This window comes from Bacillus sp. CH_70 (assembly GCF_038007045.1).
Taxonomy (GTDB): Bacteria; Bacillota; Bacilli; order Bacillales; family Bacillaceae_G; genus Bacillus_A; species Bacillus_A cereus.
In genome coordinates, this window is sequence record NZ_JBBOWL010000001.1 from 2,496,329 (window position 1) to 2,516,027 (window position 19,699).

Below are 19,699 nucleotides of genomic sequence, written 5' to 3' on the forward strand. Positions count from 1 at the left end.
GGGATATTATGAAAATTCAAGTTGTATTATCAGGATACGGAACAGTAGGCAGAGAGTTTATAAAATTATTAAATGAAAAATATTCATATATATATGAAACATATGGGATTCAATTAGTTGTAAGTGGCGTATTAGGGAGAAATATTGCAATACATAATGAAGAAGGCTTATCTCTTCATCATTTATTGATGTATGGTGGCGGTACCGCTGCAATTGAAAAATATTTAGAGTATCATCCGAAGGAACGTGCAACAACTAGCATAAGTGGTACTGTATTGGTAGAATCAACAGTTACAAATCTTAAAGATGGAAATCCAGGGAAACAATATATGAAACAAGCGATTGAGAAACAGATGGATATAGTAGCAATTTCTAAAGGTGCGCTCGTTACAAACTGGAGAGAAATAAATGAAGCAGCAAGAGGCGCAAATGTACGAATTCGATATAGCGGTGCAACAGCCGCTGCACTACCGACACTAGATATTGGACAATTTAGTTTAGCCGGTTGCAGTATTGATAAAATAGAAGGAATATTAAATGGAACAACTAATTATATTCTTACGAAAATGTATGAGGAAGATATGACATTTGAAGAAGCGCTGAAAGAAGCACAAAATAAAGGGATTGCTGAGACAAACCCTATATTAGATATAAGTGGTTCAGATAGTGCGTGTAAATTGTTACTTTTGACTAACAGCTTAATGGAAACAGAGAAAACACTTACTGATATACATATAAAAGGAATCGAGCACGTTACAAAACAGCAAATACAAAATGCTAAGAAACAACATAAAATTATTAAATTAATAGCATCAATATATAAGGATGAGGGTGGCAATGTGAATTTAAATGTTGAACCGTGCGAAATAGAAAAAGATCATCCGTTAGCAAATGTAAATGGGACCGAAAAAGGAATTACATTCTTTACAGATACGATGGGACAAGTTACTACAATTGGTGGGGCTTCTAATCCACGAGGCGCTGCAGCTGCAGCTTTAAAAGATGTAATTAACTTATATCGAAAAGATTTGTAAGACCGTACCGCCCTTTATAAAAAATACATATGTCGTGGACCTTTTGAGAATAAAATAAATATGCAAAAATGATTGCAGGGGGTAAGGAATTGTTTAAGGATTTTAAAGTTGTTAAAGATCGTCCCGTTTATATTCAATTAAAAGACTATTTGAAAAAGATGATTATGAAAGGGCATTTGCTCGGGGATCAAAAAATCCCATCAACAAGGGAACTAAGTGAATTACTAAGTGTGAGTAGAAACACTGTACTCGCTGCTTATGCAGATTTAGAGCAAGAAGGACTCATTTATGCAGTTAAAGGAAAAGGGAACTTTGTTGCGAAGGTGGATATATCTAACACTTCGTCTGTTGAAATAGATTGGAAAAATAAACTTAATACAGTGACCGCATTAGCGGATGAATTAGATTTAATGAAACATGGTGTTCGTTGGGAAAAGGGAATGATTGTTTTTAATAGTATAGCCCCGGATGAGAAGCTATTTGATGTTGAAAATTTCAAAAGAGCTTTTCTTACTCGTATGTCCATTGAAGGGGACATCGTATTGAACTACGGATATGCAAAGGGATATAGACCGTTAATGAATTATTTACTTCATTACATGGAAATGAAAGGTGTAGACATTTCGAATAAAGATATTCTAATTACAAATGGATTTACAGAAGGGTTGGATATTGTACTCTCTTCTTTATCAAAAAAATCCGGGCGTGTCATTTGTGAGAATCCAACTCACCACGCTGCACGTAAGCTTTTCCGTTTACATGGACTTGAAGTTCATGGGATTGATATGCATGAGGATGGTATTGATACGAATGAAGTTGAAAAAAGTTTGCGTGAAAAAGATTTTGATTTTGCTTATTTAATTCCTTCTTATCATAATCCAACCGGTATTGTTACGAGTTCAGAGAAAAGAACGGAATTGATGAGGTTATTCTCAAAATACAACGTTCCTATTATAGAGGACGGATTTAATGAAGAATTACGTTATTCAGGTTCACATTTAGCTCCATTATTAACTTTTGCGGGAGCTGGCAATAATGTGATTTATATTAGTAGCTTTTCAAAGGTACTTTTCCCTGGTTTACGTGTAGGCTGGATTATTGCAGATAAAGAGCTGATTCATTATTTAGAAAGCGTAAAAAGAGCAAGAACGATTCACACATCTACGCTAGATCAAGCTGTTCTGTTTCAATATTTACATGAGGGATATTTTGAAAAATATTTAAAAAAGGCAAGATCTGTTTATAAGAAAAAATATGAGTTAGCTGTCGGGGCATGTAACCAGTACATTCCTTTCAAAAGAATGACTGGAGATGGTGGACTGCATTTATTTATAGAGCTAGAAGAGCATATGAACGCCCGCACACTTTTACAAAAGTGTTATGAGAAAGGCGTTACGTTTTCACCTGGAGATGTTTTTTACTCTGATGGAGAAGGAGCGAACACTTTCCGATTAGGGTTTTCGCGCTTGAAAGAAGAAGAAATAGTTCGGGGAATTAAAATAATTGGTGATACATTAAAAAATGAAAATTGGAGTTGAGAAAATGAAAATCGGTGTTATTATGGGCGGGGTATCGTCTGAAAAACAAGTTTCAATTATGACCGGGAATGAAATGATTGCTCATTTAGATAAAAATAAGTATGAAATAGTCCCAATTACATTAAATGAAAAAATGGATTTAATTGAAAAAGCGAAAGACATTGACTTTGCATTGCTCGCATTACACGGAAAATACGGAGAAGATGGGACAGTTCAAGGAACACTGGAGAGTTTAGGGATTCCTTATAGCGGAAGTAATATGTTATCTAGTAGTATATGTATGGATAAAAATATTTCGAAAAAGATTTTACGTTATGAAGGTGTAGAAACACCAGATTGGATTGAACTTACAAAAATGGAGGATCTAAATCTTGATGAGTTAGATAAGTTAGGATTTCCATTAGTGGTAAAACCAAACTCCGGCGGATCGAGTGTCGGGGTGAAAATCGTTTACAATAAAAATGAATTGATCTCAATGCTAGAAACTGTATTCGAATGGGATTCTGAAGTAGTAATTGAGAAGTATATAAAAGGTGATGAAATTACATGTTCTATTCTGGATGGAAAACAGTTACCTATAGTTTCAATTCGACATGCAGCCGAGTTTTTTGATTACAATGCAAAATATGATGATACTAGTACAGTTGAGGAAGTTATCGAACTTCCAGCAGAAATTAATGAACGTGTAAACAAAGCTTCACTGGCTTGTTATAAAGCATTAAAATGTAGTGTTTATGCAAGAGTTGATATGATGGTGAAGGACGGAATTCCATATGTAATGGAAATTAATACATTACCAGGGATGACACAATCAAGCCTATTGCCCAAAAGTGCAGAAGCAGCGGGAATTAGTTATAGCAAACTATTAGATATGATTATTGAAACATCATTAAAAGTTAGAAATGAAGAAGGGTTTTAAGGAGATTATATAACTAATTCTTTTGACAGTTTCACGAAGTATGCTATGATGAATACATTATAAAAACAAAATATTTATCCACTAGGGGAGCTTTTTATAGGCTGAGATCAAATGTGATTTTGAGACTCTTAGTACCTGATCTGGTTAATGCCAGCGTAGGGAAGTGGGAAAGACGTTGCTATTTAATGAGTAAATAAATACTGTCAATTTCACTTTCTTTACGCCTGTAAAGAAAGTTTTTTTATTTTACAGCTTTAATAATTGTGGATAAATACTTATATTTTATACATTATTGGAGGGATTTAAATGACTTTTTCACAATCATTACGTAAAGAAGTAGATTCAATTTGGGAAGCGAGTTTTAACCATCCTTTTGTAAAAAAACTTGGTGAAGGAACATTAGATTTAGCTAGTTTTCGCTATTATGTGCTTCAAGATTCATATTATTTGAGTCATTTTGCTAGAGTACAAACTTTAGGAGCTGCAAAAGCTCTTGAATTAGAGACGACAGCTCGTATGGCACATCATGCTCAAAATACATATGAGGCCGAGTTATCTTTACATGAGAATTTTGCTAAAAAGCTAGGGATAACAAAAGAAGAAAAAGATAATTTTATTCCTGCGCCAACTGCATATGCGTATACTTCACATATGTATCGTGCTGCGTATGAAGGGCATTTAGGAGATATCATTGCAGCAATTTTACCTTGCTATTGGTTGTATTATGAAATTGGCGAACACTTAAAAGAGTGCCAGCCGGAAGAGCCAATTTATAACGAATGGATTTCTGCTTATGGATCTGATTGGTTCCGTACGCTAGTTGAAGAACAAATTACACGTTTAGATACTATCGCTGAAAAAGTAACAGAGGCAGACCGCAAACGTATGAAACAGCATTTTATTATTAGCAGTCAATATGAATATTCATTTTGGGAAATGGCTTATACATTAGAAAAGTGGCCAGTGGATACAGACGTAAAAGACGTAATTGGATAAAGAATAGAAGTAATGTTATAGATAGGTATGGATCATACCTATCTATATATTTTTTCTTGTCAAATTTGCGTAAAGTCATTAGTGCTACGGATATGGCGAAATAGAATATCGATAATTTAGCTCATTTACTTGTCTACGCATTAACTGGATAAACTTCTGTCACATTTATTTTACAATCAAAGAACGTAAATGTTGGTGGTATGAAGTTAAATAAGAAAAGAAACCCGAGCTGTTAGCTGTAACGGAGTTGTTTTTTCTTTGCAGGAATTTCTAAATTATCATGGAGTGTTGTTAATACGATATGCAAATATGCATATCGTATTTTTTTGAGTTCTTTATGTGTTAAAATTAGATATAAAGATATGGAAATATAAAGAAGCAAAAGCAGGAATATCCAATGAATTTTGAGAGGTGTTATATGTTTACAAATAAGAAATTAATTCGATTTGGTTTATCGTTGTTTGTATTTTTAGGGATAATTAATTTTACAATCAGCTATTTCCAAACATATCTTGAAACAGCAGCAGATATTAAATGGGTAATTCCAGAAATTTGGAAAACTATTTTGCTAGATGTTCCTCAAGGTATACTTGTTCTTTTAGGCGCAATTGCTTTATATGATTTCACAAAAGAGGCATCACAAAAAGACGCATCAATCTAAGTGTGTCTTTTTTCTATTAGGAATTTCATAGAGAGTTTTGCTGGAGAAATAGAATGAAAAGCCCTAATAAGGGCTTTTTTCTTTGTAGGAATTTCTTATCCGTCATAGAAACCGGTTACTTGGAGGTGTTATAGCGAAAGGCATTTACAGTACAGAAAAATCTAAGCGGCAGACGAAAATATATAGGATATGGCAACATAATTATTGAGAAATTAATTGAATTTAGTAGGTATGAAGATATGACGCTAGAATTCATATTTTTTAATTTTTATTTATTCCGCATTAACGGGCTGTTCGTAAAAGCCTGATTGGTGAGGGCTAATAATCAGCGGGGGATGAACTTCCCCCCACTGATTAAAGTTTCACTTTATAAAAATGAGCCCATAGCAAAAATAGGTATATGAACAAGGTGCATCATTTAGTGATAAGTCATACTTTGTTGGTGTACGTATTGAACTTAGTTTATAGCGCTATTTTTACTTAGATGTAACGAACAGAAATATAGGGAAGCATCAATGAGGTTGTATTTTATAAACGGAGGTTATGAAAATGAATCAGTTTCAACAAGAACTACAAGCGTTAAGTCTTAATGATTACCGGTCTGGAAATATTGTCTATTGGGACCAGCAAAACCAATATCCATATTACTATATTGAAGATGCTGCTCGTCGCTGTGGCGGTTGTGGTCGTTGTGGTGGTTGTGGTGGAGGTCGTTGTGGCGGATTCCGTTGTGGTGGATTCCGTTGTATTGGTTGCTTCGGTTGTTTTGGTTGCGGAGGTTGTGGAGGTTGTGGCGGTTGTGGTGGTTGCTCTAACTGTTTTGATGGTTTTAGTGGTACTACTGATACTACTGGTACTATTATAACGTATGAATATTGATTGCATTTATCCTGCTATTTGCAGGGCAGTAAGACCCTAAAAAATTCAGCGGGAGCAAAGAGAAGTTAGGTGGCGGACTACCCATAAAAGCCCAATTGGTGAGGGCTAATTAAAGTTTCACCTTATCAATTAAAAAACATTAGTTTTATATATGTACGTGCCGACAAAGAATATAGCCATTATTATAATTGATATATTCAATCATTCAAGTGAAAGAGTAACAATAAGATATATAGGTGTAATCAAGAGGTGATGGATAAAGCAATGACTAGATTTAAAATCTAATCATTGCTTTTTTCTTATGGTTTTATCATCAAATATCTGCCTGGTTTAGGGATTGATTCCTTCTAGCTAATGAATTCATTACAACTTTGTAAGGTTAATGTAATGTTAATCGATAGTAAGTGAAGATGCTTGAGTGTAATTTAAATAAGATTAAAAAGTACTGTTTATCTATAAAATAATTGGGTAAATAATATGTAATTAGGAAGTGTATGAATATGATTGAACTAAAATCTATTATCCATTCGTATAAACTAAAGAGAAAAATAGCTAAAGATTTATACGGAAAAAGAGATGAATTGACACTGTTATTAAATGAATTTAATAAAATGAAATGTACAGTAACATCTGAAAAGAAGAAAAACAATATATTATCTCGTTTGCAACTAATTTATCAAAATATGAAATTAGATAAGCAGTATCCTCTATCAGTTGCTTTTGATAGTAAATTATTGGAGCGATTAGAAAAAGAACCTCTACATACTATTGAGGATGGTGTAACATGTTTACATCTAATGTTAGATGTGAATTATGAGAAAATAAAACAATATGGTTCGAGTACAAGTAGGTCATTTGTTCCATTATCGCAGTCTTCTATTTGTCTTGCTGATTGTATTTGTTTAACAGGAGTTGTAGTAGGTTTACTAGGAGCAATTTCATTTGGGGGATTACTGTTATCTATATGTTCAATGACATAAAGGTTGATATTTGTAAAAAGGGCACCGAATTAAGGTGTTCTTTTTTGGTTTTTTTGTAAAGATATTGTAAATGATAAGTACAATGCATTAAGTGTAATGTATAATTTGAATGTATCGAAATTCAAATATAATAGAGGTGTTATACATGATAATTACTTTGAATTTTTAAAAGAGTCGGTTTGATAATAATTTATGTAGATAAACAGTTTTTACGTTTCTTTTAAATACTTGGTTTAAATGGATTAGATTAAGTAACTATTGTTCTAGCTTTTTGATAATCAAGACAACTGAAGAAAGGAAGGAATCATTTTATGAAAAAATTAAGGCTGCTAACATTTGAAAATATAGTAGAACCCCTTTTAAATGAAAAGGTATCATTTATATACTTTCCTATTGAATGGCTGGACATCGTAGAGATACATTATAAGACATTTTTATTAACGAGTAAGTTGAAACGTTTGAATGAAAGATTGTATGATATGTTTTCGGATATATTGTTTATTCAGCATAACCCGTACGTATTAAATGAAAATACACCATGGATTGTATCGAAAGAACCTATTAGACAAGAGCAGCTCGATTATATTTTTCAAAGTTGGTATGAGATTATTCATGATTGGAAACCAAATAGATTAGTAGAACCACCAAAATATGAATGGCAATCCGATTTGATTTCTAATTTGCCAGTACTACATGATAATGAAACGTATTCTAAGTGGGTGCCCGCTTTAATCTCACATATTTTTTGTGAGCGTCCTATATATTTAGAAAATACAAATGAAGAAGAAATCTATTTTTTCCCTCTTAGATCACAAAATATTTGTGAGGCGATGTCAGGGCCGATAAAAGATGAAAAAACACAAGATTTTTTCTCCTATGTATATCGATTCGAATGCATAACCCGCGGTGGTGAGAACGCTCCATTATTAAATATTTCAATAGGAATTCGGAGATTTTATCAAGAATATAATCATCCAGATATTCCTTTACTTTTAAGACGAAAACGAGGCATGATATTGATTTCTACCTCAGAGTTTGCGTCAAATAATAAAAAAATACGGTTTGTAAAACTAAAAATACAACAAGCTACAACCGGCATGAAATGGATTAAGATATTTAGAAATTTAAAAGATGATTTTCAAATAGGGGGAGAGGTGGATTTAGACCATATTCTCCAATATCCGAAAGATTATATTGTAGGAGAAAATAAAAGGGTGTTATTTCCATACAATGAGAGAATTTATAAAGTTCAAGGTACTAAAATAGAACCGGGTATAACAGTAAAGGAAAGAGAGTATTTATTTAAAGAATTTCAGCGTAAATTCTCTTATTTCACAATACTTCCAGAATGTAAAAAGGTATCTACAAATAACAAAAATGAATTATTTCCTTTATTTGCACCAAAAGGATTAGAGACATTAACATTAGAAGTTTGGTCTGAAAATATAGCGCTGGAAATAGAACAAGCATTACTTGATAGCGAAATTGTTTTGACTAAAGTTGGTGAAAATTCTTATGTATTGAATACAGATTTTCCAGTGTTATTAAAGATTGTGAGATACAATATTGAAAAGGTGTTACAAAATCCATATAAAATGCAATATTGCCAAAAATATAAAACAAATCTTGTAGATGATGTTAAGAAAGCTGTCTATGCTACCGCGGGTAAGCGCAGTGATGCGACATTAGCATTAATCGCAATGAAAAATTGTGATGGACGCGAAAAAATTGATCCAAAACAAATCATTAGAGAGGGATTTGCACGAACAAACCGTATTTCAACATTTATTAATTTATTTATAGGACAAAATGTATCTCGTAAAACAATTGTAAATAGTGTTTTTAGTCTATTAGAACAAAAAGGATTTTTGAGGCGTAGTTGGAATAAGATAAATTTACCTTGTACATATGTTAGTTTATCAATTGAACGAATATCGAAATTCGATTTCTTACCTATTTTTTCAAAAATAAAAGGAAAAGAAATTTTATATAAATTATATGGGAGTACAGAGTGGCAAACGATTGATTACGTATTATTAAATATAAATAAACATAATGCATTTTTACCACAACCATCAAAGAGAAATGATATGGGGGCTCTTTTTAAACAATATGTTTTCGAAACATTAATGGAAATTGTACAATATGCAAAAGAACAAAATGAACAAGTTTACTTCATTGTAGATGCAAATTTGAGAAAATATTGGATAAAAGAGTTACAAAATAAAGAAATTAATATAGATATTTTACCTGATATTGTTCCAGAGGTGTTAAAGGTTCCAAATTTAAATATTATTAGAATAAATACAGGTTTTGATGTACCGAGTTACGGTGTAATAGAATCTGATGATGCTCTAGATAGCATTGGCTTATATGCAGATCAAAAAGGGATGTATTATAGCACTGGTGAATATTCACTTAATTGTAGTGGGATTTTTCAGCGATATATACTTGAAATTTTACCATTGGGTGTAAAACCTGTAGAAAGGGATTATATCGCTAAAATGATACATTACATGTGCTGTAATTCTAGTATGCTTTCGAAAAAGAATGTACACATGACATATTCCGTACATATGGAAAAGGTAATGAAGACTTATATTACTGACATAGATGCAAGAGAGTTTAAAGAATTTGATGATGAATTGGATGTAGATGTAGTAAAGGTAGAAAAGAAAGATTCAATTACTCTACTTTAAATACTAGTAAACAAATACTGCTCGTTATATCGATCAGGATTTGTCATTTTTTTATGTAAATAAGGATATCCTTTGTCAAGTATCTTTTCGTTTACATATTTACTTTATGTGCAGACAGGATTAATATGTTTTTTAGAAATACAAAAACTATATCATATGGAAAAAGATTTTTATTAATTGAAAAAATTTGAAAGGAATGGGGAATTGTGAAGAAATTAGATGTGCTCTTAATGCTATTGAGCGGCCTCTTTCCAATTGCAGGACTTACAAAGCAAATCCCTCTAGAACAATCTATATATATTGGAGGGCTTTTATTTTTTACTAGTTTCGGTAGTTATTTTGCTAAAAAGATGTATTCACGTATATGCAGCTGGATAGCGTATGCGCCATTTATAACATTACTGTTAGTTATTTGGCATCAGGATATTTCAACAAGTTCAATCATAGCAAATGCGAAAATTGCTGCATGTGTCGCGTTAATTCCATGTTTATTCCGTTTTCGTACATATGGACTTACTTTGGGCTTATTCTCATTATGGGCCGCTTTACTATGGGATATAAAAGAAGTACAGTCGTTAGTCATACTTGAACGCATAACGAGTTTAATGACAAGCCATTATGTATATATATTACTATTAATTGGAGGACTTGTATTAGGAGGATTACTTGCGATGTTCATTCACCGCAAAGAGAAAGATAATAAAGAAAATATAAATCTACTTGGACCAAAAAAGAAACGCAAAAGATTATCAATTAAGATTCGACTTCCAAGATTGCCGAAATTAAAGATGAAACTATTTAAGTTTGGTGGGAAAGAATCTAAAAGTAAAATGCCAGAAAAGATCCATGAGTATAAGTACGAAGAACCAGTTGCAACATATGAAATGACAGAGCAAATAGATCCATTCAAAGAAAATGCAGTTCAAGGTCAAACAAGGATGGAACGCCGAAGAAATAGGTATAATGCATAATGAGGTTTAATAACCCCGTAATGACTTATCTTAATATTGATAAATCATTACGGGGTTTTTTATGTAATTAAATGAAGGTTGCTAATGAAAGGGGAATAGCATATTTTATAGATGAGAAGTTAAATAAAATAAGGGGAGGATAAAATGCTTATTATTACATATATATCTGTTTGTATATTATTCTTAGTTAGTTTTTTACATGTATATTGGGCTTTCGGAGGTAATTGGGGGACAAATAGTGTTATTCCAACTAAAGCAGGGGAAAAGGCGTTTACACCTCATGCCGGAATGACATTGGTCATTGCATTATTATTAAGTATGGCAGCAATAATTTTGTTGCAACAAGCAAAAATTGTTCATTTTGCAGTTCCTAATGTTATTATTCAAGTCGGTTCCTGGATTTGTATGATCGTCTTTTCTATTAGAGTAATTGGTGAGTTCAATTATTTTGGTATCTTTAAACGACAAAAAGATACACACTTTGCTAGAATGGATACCGGTTTATATATTCCACTTTGTGCATTGTTATCTTTATCTTTCTTATTAACAATAATTTTGTGAGTAAATAATAGTAGTTTCTTTTCTCAAAATACATGTAAACGTGAGAAATCTAAGAGTAAATAAAAAGGATGTAAGCGCATTCTTGTCGAAATGTAAATTATTATGAAAGGCGGTGACACTATGAAGTATGTAAAAGTTAGTATGAATGGTGGAAGTGAACACAAATTCTCAATGACTTTAGATCGGTTTGAAGAACTTATTACTACAGAGAATGGGATATTAGAAAATAAATTAGTATGTATTGAAAATGTAATGATTAATCCTACTAATATATCTTCTGTAGTTGAAAAAATTGGTGTACCGGCTAAGTTTATGGAAGCTTAAAATGTTAGATAAAAAACATCCATTGGGGATGTTTTTTAATTTATAAATATGATAATCGTACAGTAAATATTTGAGTAAATTTTATAGCAATGACTATGCATATATTAAGTACCTGAACATGTTGCATAATATATGCACGAAATAATAAGTACAAGCATATATTATGTAGTAGGACAAGATCTTCGTGTCCTATTTAATACTCAGAAAAAACCTCTAATCACATAAGAGCATCCAATTGCAGGGTGCTCTTATTTTTTATGAAAATCTACTACGAGCCTTATTTTATAGTAGGATGCAATAATAAAGGGCTATTTTGAAATAGTGTTTTTTAGCCTTTAATTTTAAATTTATCTTTAACGTTAATAAATATTAAAAATAATATGATAGCAGAAATTAAGTTAGATAGGTAGAAATCTTGATGAAACAGTAGTTCGAAGATGACATAGAAAGTAACGAATAAGGCGATAGCAGGTAGTATGCAAATAAATATAAATCTCCAATTTTTTAAGTAATGTTTATAATTTGTAAGTACTTTATCCATAAATATAGCTCCTATATTTTTGTTTTTATATAATTATACATTTAGATACAAGGATTTTCAAAGTAAAAATATTTAGCAATTCAAAAATATAAGAAGAGCTTTTGTTAAAAATCCAGATTGCTGTAGTAATCTGGATTTGACTTTAAAGAACTATACTAAAATGATACACTATAATCTACGTTATTTTTGAAATGAATAGAGGGATTTGTGTGATAGATAAAATTAAAAATGCTGTAGAGGATATGTATGAAGATGAGGCTAAAGATTTACTTCAAAGTATTCTCATACAGTTAAACTTATTAGAAGAAAACTATAGTGAAGATACAATTAAAAATTTGATGGATATTCCGAAACAATTAACAAGTAATCCTACTTATAAAAGGAATGTAAAAGAAAGTACGCACGTACATATTGCTTTTGATGATTCAACGGCTGGTTGCTTAAAATATATGTTAAGTCAAGAAGAATTATTTGAAGAGAGTGTTGTTGCTTTTTCGGAATTTTTTTCAATTGACCGATATATAGGTTGCATACGAATGAGGGGAAACTAGCAAGACAGGAGTGGTTAATAAATAACTTAACTGCTTATGATAGTTATTTTGAAGAAGAATATTTATTAAGATTTATAGCAACTATAGAAGAACTACATACTATTCCTGTTGAAACGCCTATTACAATTTGGAGGGCTGATAATGCACATGAACATGTAGGTCTAAGTTTTGTAATAGCACAATTAAAGGATAAGAAAAACATTCGAATAATTAATACGTCTGAAGCAAGCAGAGAAATATTAAAACAAGAGTATGATATTCGTGGCACGGGAGAATTACCACCTGAAAGTTTAGCTCTATTCCAAAAAAGTTTTATAAAGTTACCTTATTTAACTGAAAAGAAGCGCATGAAGTTTGAACATGAGTGGAATAGATTATCGGAAAGCATAGAATGTTTAAGAGTGTGGAAAGAAAATGAAGTGCATTTTGTACAAGAAGATTATTTTGATCAATTTATAATTGAATGCGCGAAAAGTGTGGGTGCTGATCGAGAGTTCCTCAAAGCTCCTAGAGTAATTGGTGAAGCACTTGGTCTTGTTGAACAATTGGTTGGAGATACTTTCTTAGAATATCGCTTGAAACAATTAATTAAACAAGAAGTATTTGAATTTGAAGGTTCGTTAGATGAAATGCGTTTTTATAGTGTGAAGTTAAGGAGATGATAAAAATATTCTATTTTTGAAAAACTCGTATTTTTAATAATACGAGTTTTTTAAGTTGAATTTGGGCTATACATAAGCTTCCCAGAGAGGGCATATCACATATGAATGATAAAGGTAATGAATGAAAAGAAGGTGATTTGTTAATATGTATAACCAACAAAATTATCCATATGATCAAGCGATGTATTATAATCCACAAAACTACGGGTATGAACCTACAAATGAAGTGAGAGATATTGAACAAGAAGATTACAGACCAGATGATGCGGAGGATGCTCCAACGTCACCACCACCGTCACAAGCGCCATCGTTACCGTCTACATTTGCTTCTCCAGCACAACCAGGCAATATGAAATCATGGATGTGTAACTGTTTAGGAAGATGGGGCTATTTACGTTTACATCGTCCTGGACCTTTTGGAAGGGATTTATGGTTCTTTCCGACTGAAGTGAGAAGAAGCGGAGTATCAGGTTACACTTGGCAAGGTGGTCGTCGTCGTAAAGTAAGTTATCGCTATCAACAAATTAGTAATTTTATGTGCTTCGCATAAAGAGAAGTGGGAGAGTAAAACGATTGTACTCTCTCACTTTTTTATTTTTCAATATACGAAGTAAGATTTCCATTGAAAATTTACAATTTTCGCGTTTTTATTAGAGTATAATGCATATGTTGGTTGGTTTTCAAAAACAAATGAGAGTGAGGGAATACAATGTCAATGAAAAACAAAGTTGGGTTAAGCATAGAGGATGGCATTAATTTAGCTTCAGCTCAGTTTAAAGAAGATGCGTATGAAATTTATAAAGAATCTAGAAAAATGCAACCTATCTTATTTGTGAATAAAACTGAACTAGGTGCGGAATGGCTTATCACAAGATATGAAGATGCCTTACCGCTTTTAAAAGACAGTCGCTTAAAAAAAGATCCAGCCAATGTATTTTCTCAAGATGCATTGAATGTGTTTCTTACCGTTGACAATAGTGATCATTTAACTACTCATATGTTAAATTCAGATCCACCTAACCATAATCGTTTACGATCACTCGTACAAAAAGCTTTTACACCGAAGATGATCACGCAATTGGAAGGAAGAATACAGGATATTGCAGATGATTTGTTAAATGAAGTCGAGCGAAAGAATTCATTAAATCTTGTTGATGATTATTCATTCCCTTTACCGATCATTGTAATAAGTGAAATGCTCGGTATTCCAAAAGAAGATCAAGCGAAATTTAGAATTTGGTCTCATGCTGTTATTGCTTACCCAGAAACACCAGAAGAAATAAGAGAAACTGAAAAGCAACTATCTGAGTTTATTACATACCTTCAATATTTAGTTGATATTAAACGAAAAGAGCCAAAAGAAGATTTGGTGAGTGCTTTAATACTTGCAGAGAGTGAAGGACATAAACTTAGCGCTCGGGAACTATATTCAATGATAATGTTACTAATTGTGGCGGGACACGAGACGACAGTGAATTTAATTACAAATACGGTATTAGCACTTCTTGAAAATCCAGATCAATTACAGTTATTGAAAGAAAATCCAAAATTAATTGATGCCGCTATTGAGGAAGGATTACGATATTATTCTCCAGTTGAGGTTACAACTTCAAGATGGGCAGATGAACCTTTTCAAATTCATGATCGAAAAATTGAAGAAGGAGATATGGTTGTCATTGCCTTAGCTTCTGCAAACCGTGATGAAACTGTATTTGAAAACCCAGAAGTATTCGATATTACTCGGGAAAATAATCGCCATATTGCCTTTGGTCATGGTAGCCATTTCTGCTTAGGAGCTCCACTTGCGAGGTTAGAAGCAAAGATTGCTATTACTACTTTGTTTAATCGAATGCCTGAACTACAAATAAAAGGGAACCGTGAAGAAATTAAATGGCAAGGTAATTATTTAATGCGTTCTTTAGAGGAATTGCCTTTAACTTTCTAGAATAGTTAAAAGTAGACATGCATACATCGAAAATGATTTACATAGAGTATGTATGTGTTATTTAAATTCGAAACGGAAGGGTGAAGACATCCCAATGATCAACTAATTCTATTTGTAAGAGATCTTCGTTAAAAAACGAAATATTCTTCTGAATAGGGTTAGTCTGTACATTTATAGAAAAGGGATGTATTTCGCTCTGCGAATATATAGTCTTTTTATATGATTTGTGCTGCCTCCTGTTCAGAACATGAAATAGGAGGCTTTTTTATGTCGACAAATGTAGTAACGAAACAAAACAATGGGGTATCACAAGTATTAAAAAATCGGTTTGTACAAGGGATTTTAGCATCAGCATTATTTTTACAAATAGGAATATGGGTTCGAAACTTTGCGGTATTACTATATGTAATGGAAATGACAAAAGGTGATGCTTTTGCTATTTCAATGATTTCAGTTGCTGAATTCGCTCCAATTTTTATTTTTTCATTTATTGGCGGTACTTTTGCTGATAGGTGGAAGCCAAAGAAGACAATGATATGGTGTGAAACGTTAAGTTCCATTTCAGTATTCGCTGTATTAATTACGCTTATGTTTGGAACGTGGAAAATTGTGTTTTTTGTGACACTCATCTCTGCAATCCTTTCACAGTTTTCACAACCATCTGGAATGAAGTTGTTTAAACAACATTTATCAACGGAACAAATTCAATTAGCAATGTCTATATATCAAACGATATTTGCAATATTTATGGTATTAGGACCAATCCTAGGGACATTTATCTTTCATAGTTTTGGAATTTACATTTCAATCATCATAACAGGTATCTCGTTTTTACTTGCGGCAGTTGTATTGTTATTTCTTCCGAAAGATCTTGAAAACGACGTAGAAAAGAAAGATATCACTCTGCTGCAGGAGATGAAGGATGGTATTAAGTATGTCAAAAAGAAAAAAGCGTTAACTTTGCTAGGGCTCTGCTTTATGGCTGCAGGACTAGGTATAGGATTAATTCAACCATTAGGTATATTTATTGTGACTGAGCAGCTAGGATTATCAAAAGAGAGTTTACAGTGGCTACTAACAGTTAATGGTGCGGGAATGATTGTTGGCGGAGCATTAGCAATGGTATTTGCGAAAAACGTTGCTCCGCAAAAGATGTTAATTATCGGTATGCTTGGTCAAGCAATTGGTATTGGCATTATAGGATATTCTACAAATTTATGGGTGACACTTACTGCGCAGCTTTTTAGTGGTTTAGCTCTTCCTTGTATCCAAATTGGTATTAATACGCTTATTATTCAAAATAGCGATACTGATTTTATAGGTCGTGTAAATGGTATTTTAAGTCCGCTTTTTACCGGTTCAATGGTGGTAACGATGAGTATTGCCGGTTCTTTAAAAGAGATGTTTTCATTAAGTATGATGTATGAAGGGACGGCTTTACTTTTTATAATTGGATTATTGTTTATTTTACCTATATACAATTTAAAGCCAGTAATAGTGGTGGAAAGTGAAATAAGTGGTAAAGGAAGTGCCGTACAAAATGAATCCTAATCCAAATGTTAAATACCCTATTGAAGGAAATCAAAACGTGCAATTTATAAAAAATACAATAACAAAACCTAATATACTTGTTGGTGACTATTCTTATTATGATGCGAAAGATGGAGAAACATTTGAAGATCGAGTATTACATCATTATGAATTTCTTGGGGATCGCCTTACTATTGGAAAGTTTTGTTGTATTGCATCTGGAGTTAACTTTATTATGAACGGAGCGAATCATCGGATGGATGGATTTTCGGCATATCCATTTAATATCTTTGGAAATGGGTGGGAGAAGTATACACCTAGTTTGTCTGATTTACCTTACAAAGGCGATACAGTTATAGGAAATGACGTTTGGATTGGTATGGACACAACTATTATGCCCGGAATAAAAATAGGAGATGGTGCAATCATTGCAGCTAAATCTGTTGTGACTAGAGACGTCGCACCATATACAATTGTTGGTGGAAATCCAGCAAATAAAATAAAAGAGAGATTTTCAAATGAAATAATAGAAGAATTATTACAAATTCAATGGTGGCATTTTGACATTGAAAAAATAACTGAAAATATAGATGTGATTGTACGAGGAGATATTGAACCATTAAGAAAGCTAAAAAGGGAATAAAAAATGCATGACAAAGAGTATCATACCTCCGAATTTTGTTAATGATAATAGAACAAGGAGGTGTGATACTATGGCACAAGACGTTTTATGTGAAGTAAATAACTGTAAATTTTGGGCAAACGGTAATAAATGTAGTGCAGAGGCAATTTACGTAGTAAGTCATAAAGGTAAACATGCATCTACAACGGAAGAAACAGATTGCAAAACTTTCGATCCAGAAGTGTAAATGTTTGAAGGGTGGCCAAATCGTGGTTGCCCTTTTATTAATTATAGTATTGATAATAAATATCATTTTCATTCATTGTTTTTAACTTTTCTTGTTATTTTTTCATATTTTTTTCATAAGTGATGTAATCCAACTCAATTCATGTTCAATTCGTGATTTACTAAATTCAATGACTTCAGTAATAAAAGATGAGGTAACATCTAGAGACTGAATAGCAGTAAGCTGATTATATAGTACGTTTTGACGTACAGTCAAAATCTCTTTTCTATCCTCATAGTCAAGTTTTTCAAATAGCGCAATACGAACAAGAAATTCTGTATTGTTTGTCGCAAGTTTTTCGGGAAACTCTCGTAACATTTCAGAAAAAATTTCTTCTCCTGTTTCTGTTATATCGTACATATTTCGGTTTGGTTTTCCGACTTGTTTATGTATTTTTTTCGTTATAGCACCCATATTTTCAAAGCGCCGAAGGGCAGGATAAAGCATGTTGTGATTTAATTCGAAATTTTCACCTAAACGATTTTGAACATTTTTTTTAATTTCATATCCATGTTTTGGTCCTGTCGTTAATTCTGCTAGTAGTAAAATGTCAACGTACATAAAAATCCCCCTTATATATTTCTCAAGTTCTCTAATGAAAAATCCCCTTTGGTATATGTTAAAATAACATATGATAGTTTATACAACTTTGGACTGCCGACCTATCACTTTTATTGTAAAAGAAAAGGGAGGAAAGAACTATGGCTTCACCTGAAAATGTTATTTTAGTTCATGAAATTTCAAAGCTGAAAACAAAAGAAGAATTATGGAATCCATATGAATGGTATCGTTTGATGAGGGATAATCACCCAGTTCATTATGATGAAGAGCAGGATGTATGGAATGTTTTTTTATATGATGATGTAAATCGTGTATTATCAGATTATCGCTTATTTTCAAGTAGAAGGGAGCGCAGACAATTCTCAATCCCTCCTTTAGAAACTAGAATAAATATAAACTCTACAGATCCACCAGAACATCGCAATGTACGTTCCATTGTTTCTAAGGCATTTACTCCAAGAAGTTTAGAACAGTGGAAACCTCGAATACAGGCTATCGCAGATGAACTTGTACAACATATCGAAAAATGTAGTGAAGTTAATATCGTTGAACAGTTTGCTGCACCTTTACCTGTTACCGTTATTTCCGATTTATTAGGAGTCCCAACAACAGATCGTAAAAAAATTAAAGAATGGTCTGATATTTTATTTATGCCGTATAGTAAAGAAAAGTTTAATGACCTGGATGCCGAGAAAGGGATAGCATTACATGAATTCAAAGCATACCTTCTACCGATTGTTCAGGAAAAGAGATATCATTTAACCGATGATATCATTTCTGATTTAATTCGAGCTGAATATGAAGGCGAAAGATTAACCGATGAAGAAATTGTAACCTTTTCATTAGGTTTACTAGCGGCTGGGAATGAAACCACTACAAATTTAATTATTAATAGCTTTTATTGCTTTTTAGTAGATTCACCTGGAATTTATGAAGAGTTAAGAAAAGAACCTAACTTAATTTCAAAAGCGATTGAGGAAGTATTACGCTATCGCTTTCCTGTTACATTGGCCCGGAGGATTACAGAGGATACAAATATATTTGGTCCTTTCATGAAAAAGAATCAGATGATTGTTGCGTGGGTTAGTGCAGCGAATTTAGATGAGAAAAAATTTTCACAAGCCTCTCAATTTAATGTACATCGAACAGGAAATGAAAAGCATTTAACCTTTGGGAAAGGTCCTCACTTTTGCTTAGGAGCACCACTTGCACGTTTAGAAGCTGAGATTGCATTAACTACCTTTATAAATGCTTTTGAAAAAATAGAGCTATCTCCATCTTTCTGTTTAGAAAAATGTATATTGGAAAATGAACAAACATTAAAATACTTACCTATTCGATTGAAAGCCAAATAAAAATCTTAACAAGGTGCATACATTTGCATCTTGTTTTTTTGTTTCTCAATTGTGAGTTTTCGGCAATTACCTTAATATGGAATT

The 19,699-nt window shown here is 32.5% G+C and carries 19 protein-coding genes, 2 pseudogenes and 1 riboswitch; of the genes and pseudogenes, 19 read left to right on the forward strand and 2 right to left on the reverse strand.

What is annotated here, in order from left to right; translation table 11 throughout:
- Nucleotides 1–8 precede the first annotated feature (8 nt).
- The 12 genes and pseudogenes from N2V79_RS12645 to N2V79_RS12700 all read left to right on the forward strand — a co-directional run bounded on the left by N2V79_RS12645 (nucleotide 9) and on the right by N2V79_RS12700 (nucleotide 11,562).
- Nucleotides 9–1,034 (forward strand): homoserine dehydrogenase, encoded by a 1,026-nt coding sequence (locus N2V79_RS12645; RefSeq protein ID WP_075719336.1) that lies wholly within the window; start codon nucleotides 9–11, stop codon nucleotides 1,032–1,034.
- Nucleotides 1,035–1,123: 89 nt separating this feature from the next.
- Nucleotides 1,124–2,572: a MocR-like pyridoxine biosynthesis transcription factor PdxR gene (gene pdxR, locus N2V79_RS12650; protein ID WP_053564404.1), complete on the forward strand. Its 1,449-nt coding sequence runs from the start codon at nucleotides 1,124–1,126 to the stop codon at nucleotides 2,570–2,572.
- 4 nt (nucleotides 2,573–2,576) lie between these two features.
- The gene (locus N2V79_RS12655; RefSeq protein ID WP_003270605.1) at nucleotides 2,577–3,491 is read left to right on the forward strand and encodes a D-alanine--D-alanine ligase; all 915 of its coding nucleotides are present in this window, start codon (nucleotides 2,577–2,579) and stop codon (nucleotides 3,489–3,491) included.
- 73 nt (nucleotides 3,492–3,564) lie between these two features.
- Nucleotides 3,565–3,670, forward strand: a riboswitch (TPP riboswitch).
- Between the two features lie 127 nt (nucleotides 3,671–3,797).
- Entirely contained in the window at nucleotides 3,798–4,487 is a 690-nt protein-coding gene (tenA, locus tag N2V79_RS12660; protein ID WP_053564403.1) for a thiaminase II, read from the forward strand.
- 397 nt (nucleotides 4,488–4,884) lie between these two features.
- Complete coding sequence (locus N2V79_RS12665; protein WP_002082716.1) at nucleotides 4,885–5,148, forward strand: DUF3937 domain-containing protein; 264 nt, start codon at nucleotides 4,885–4,887, stop codon at nucleotides 5,146–5,148.
- 549 nt (nucleotides 5,149–5,697) lie between these two features.
- Nucleotides 5,698–6,027 (forward strand): heterocycloanthracin/sonorensin family bacteriocin, encoded by a 330-nt coding sequence (locus tag N2V79_RS12670; protein WP_048564718.1) that lies wholly within the window; start codon nucleotides 5,698–5,700, stop codon nucleotides 6,025–6,027.
- Nucleotides 6,028–6,160: 133 nt separating this feature from the next.
- A pseudogene (locus N2V79_RS12675) lies at nucleotides 6,161–6,312 on the forward strand (site-specific integrase); the annotation flags it as partial.
- A 209-nt stretch (nucleotides 6,313–6,521) separates the two neighbouring features.
- Nucleotides 6,522–7,007, forward strand: a complete 486-nt coding sequence (locus N2V79_RS12680; RefSeq protein ID WP_053564402.1) for a hypothetical protein — start codon at nucleotides 6,522–6,524, stop codon at nucleotides 7,005–7,007.
- Between the two features lie 311 nt (nucleotides 7,008–7,318).
- A complete protein-coding gene (locus tag N2V79_RS12685; RefSeq protein WP_340719925.1) occupies nucleotides 7,319–9,706 on the forward strand; it encodes an RNaseH domain-containing protein in 2,388 nt (795 codons plus the stop codon).
- Nucleotides 9,707–9,912: 206 nt separating this feature from the next.
- Entirely contained in the window at nucleotides 9,913–10,677 is a 765-nt protein-coding gene (locus tag N2V79_RS12690) for a DUF3959 family protein (protein ID WP_053564348.1), read from the forward strand.
- Between the two features lie 144 nt (nucleotides 10,678–10,821).
- Nucleotides 10,822–11,238: a DUF3995 domain-containing protein gene (locus N2V79_RS12695; protein ID WP_053564347.1), complete on the forward strand. Its 417-nt coding sequence runs from the start codon at nucleotides 10,822–10,824 to the stop codon at nucleotides 11,236–11,238.
- A gap of 120 nt (nucleotides 11,239–11,358) precedes the next feature.
- Nucleotides 11,359–11,562, forward strand: coding sequence for a hypothetical protein (locus N2V79_RS12700; protein ID WP_000878369.1), 204 nt, complete (start codon nucleotides 11,359–11,361; stop codon nucleotides 11,560–11,562).
- Between the two features lie 328 nt (nucleotides 11,563–11,890).
- On the opposite strand, the gene N2V79_RS12705 is transcribed toward N2V79_RS12700, so the two are convergent.
- Nucleotides 11,891–12,103 carry a hypothetical protein gene (locus N2V79_RS12705; RefSeq protein ID WP_000362069.1) on the reverse strand — a complete coding sequence of 71 codons (213 nt, stop codon included), beginning with the start codon at nucleotides 12,101–12,103 and terminating at the stop codon, nucleotides 11,891–11,893.
- A 209-nt stretch (nucleotides 12,104–12,312) separates the two neighbouring features.
- Here N2V79_RS12705 and N2V79_RS12710 point away from each other — a divergent pair.
- From N2V79_RS12710 to N2V79_RS12735, 6 genes and pseudogenes are all read left to right on the forward strand, one after another.
- Nucleotides 12,313–13,316 (forward strand): annotated as a pseudogene (locus N2V79_RS12710) (DUF1835 domain-containing protein).
- Between the two features lie 145 nt (nucleotides 13,317–13,461).
- Nucleotides 13,462–13,866: a hypothetical protein gene (locus tag N2V79_RS12715; protein ID WP_000282689.1), complete on the forward strand. Its 405-nt coding sequence runs from the start codon at nucleotides 13,462–13,464 to the stop codon at nucleotides 13,864–13,866.
- A 159-nt stretch (nucleotides 13,867–14,025) separates the two neighbouring features.
- Nucleotides 14,026–15,261 (forward strand): cytochrome P450, encoded by a 1,236-nt coding sequence (gene cypA / locus N2V79_RS12720; RefSeq protein WP_069355657.1) that lies wholly within the window; start codon nucleotides 14,026–14,028, stop codon nucleotides 15,259–15,261.
- A gap of 267 nt (nucleotides 15,262–15,528) precedes the next feature.
- On the forward strand, nucleotides 15,529–16,812 hold the full coding sequence (locus N2V79_RS12725; RefSeq protein ID WP_000106397.1) for an MFS transporter: 1,284 nt from the start codon (nucleotides 15,529–15,531) through the stop codon (nucleotides 16,810–16,812).
- Complete coding sequence (locus N2V79_RS12730) at nucleotides 16,802–17,434, forward strand: Vat family streptogramin A O-acetyltransferase (protein ID WP_053564343.1); 633 nt, start codon at nucleotides 16,802–16,804, stop codon at nucleotides 17,432–17,434. The genes N2V79_RS12725 and N2V79_RS12730 overlap by 11 nt, the downstream gene beginning before the upstream one ends.
- Nucleotides 17,435–17,504: 70 nt before the next feature.
- Nucleotides 17,505–17,660: a DUF1540 domain-containing protein gene (locus N2V79_RS12735; RefSeq protein WP_000046095.1), complete on the forward strand. Its 156-nt coding sequence runs from the start codon at nucleotides 17,505–17,507 to the stop codon at nucleotides 17,658–17,660.
- 102 nt (nucleotides 17,661–17,762) lie between these two features.
- Here N2V79_RS12735 and N2V79_RS12740 read toward each other — a convergent pair whose 3' ends face one another.
- Nucleotides 17,763–18,260, reverse strand: a complete 498-nt coding sequence (locus tag N2V79_RS12740; RefSeq protein WP_000289127.1) for a PadR family transcriptional regulator — start codon at nucleotides 18,258–18,260, stop codon at nucleotides 17,763–17,765.
- A gap of 140 nt (nucleotides 18,261–18,400) precedes the next feature.
- On the opposite strand from N2V79_RS12740, the gene N2V79_RS12745 reads away from it, so the two are divergent.
- On the forward strand, nucleotides 18,401–19,615 hold the full coding sequence (locus N2V79_RS12745) for a cytochrome P450 (RefSeq protein WP_053564342.1): 1,215 nt from the start codon (nucleotides 18,401–18,403) through the stop codon (nucleotides 19,613–19,615).
- The last annotated feature ends 84 nt before the right edge of the window (nucleotides 19,616–19,699 follow it).

What these genes read in the sequence shown, in the direction of transcription:
- N2V79_RS12645 (WP_075719336.1), top strand. Translation starts at nt 9, where the DNA reads ATGAAAATTCAAGTTGTATTATCAGGATACGGAACAGTAGGCAGAGAG.
- N2V79_RS12655 (WP_003270605.1), top strand. Translation starts at nt 2,577, where the DNA reads ATGAAAATCGGTGTTATTATGGGCGGGGTATCGTCTGAAAAACAAGTT.
- tenA (WP_053564403.1), top strand. Translation starts at nt 3,798, where the DNA reads ATGACTTTTTCACAATCATTACGTAAAGAAGTAGATTCAATTTGGGAA.
- N2V79_RS12665 (WP_002082716.1), top strand. Translation starts at nt 4,885, where the DNA reads ATGAATTTTGAGAGGTGTTATATGTTTACAAATAAGAAATTAATTCGA.
- N2V79_RS12670 (WP_048564718.1), top strand. Translation starts at nt 5,698, where the DNA reads ATGAATCAGTTTCAACAAGAACTACAAGCGTTAAGTCTTAATGATTAC.
- N2V79_RS12680 (WP_053564402.1), top strand. Translation starts at nt 6,522, where the DNA reads ATGAATATGATTGAACTAAAATCTATTATCCATTCGTATAAACTAAAG.
- N2V79_RS12685 (WP_340719925.1), top strand. Translation starts at nt 7,319, where the DNA reads ATGAAAAAATTAAGGCTGCTAACATTTGAAAATATAGTAGAACCCCTT.
- N2V79_RS12695 (WP_053564347.1), top strand. Translation starts at nt 10,822, where the DNA reads ATGCTTATTATTACATATATATCTGTTTGTATATTATTCTTAGTTAGT.
- N2V79_RS12700 (WP_000878369.1), top strand. Translation starts at nt 11,359, where the DNA reads ATGAAGTATGTAAAAGTTAGTATGAATGGTGGAAGTGAACACAAATTC.
- N2V79_RS12705 (WP_000362069.1), bottom strand. Translation starts at nt 12,103, where the DNA reads ATGGATAAAGTACTTACAAATTATAAACATTACTTAAAAAATTGGAGA.
- N2V79_RS12715 (WP_000282689.1), top strand. Translation starts at nt 13,462, where the DNA reads ATGTATAACCAACAAAATTATCCATATGATCAAGCGATGTATTATAAT.
- cypA (WP_069355657.1), top strand. Translation starts at nt 14,026, where the DNA reads ATGTCAATGAAAAACAAAGTTGGGTTAAGCATAGAGGATGGCATTAAT.
- N2V79_RS12725 (WP_000106397.1), top strand. Translation starts at nt 15,529, where the DNA reads ATGTCGACAAATGTAGTAACGAAACAAAACAATGGGGTATCACAAGTA.
- N2V79_RS12730 (WP_053564343.1), top strand. Translation starts at nt 16,802, where the DNA reads ATGAATCCTAATCCAAATGTTAAATACCCTATTGAAGGAAATCAAAAC.
- N2V79_RS12735 (WP_000046095.1), top strand. Translation starts at nt 17,505, where the DNA reads ATGGCACAAGACGTTTTATGTGAAGTAAATAACTGTAAATTTTGGGCA.
- N2V79_RS12740 (WP_000289127.1), bottom strand. Translation starts at nt 18,260, where the DNA reads ATGTACGTTGACATTTTACTACTAGCAGAATTAACGACAGGACCAAAA.
- N2V79_RS12745 (WP_053564342.1), top strand. Translation starts at nt 18,401, where the DNA reads ATGGCTTCACCTGAAAATGTTATTTTAGTTCATGAAATTTCAAAGCTG.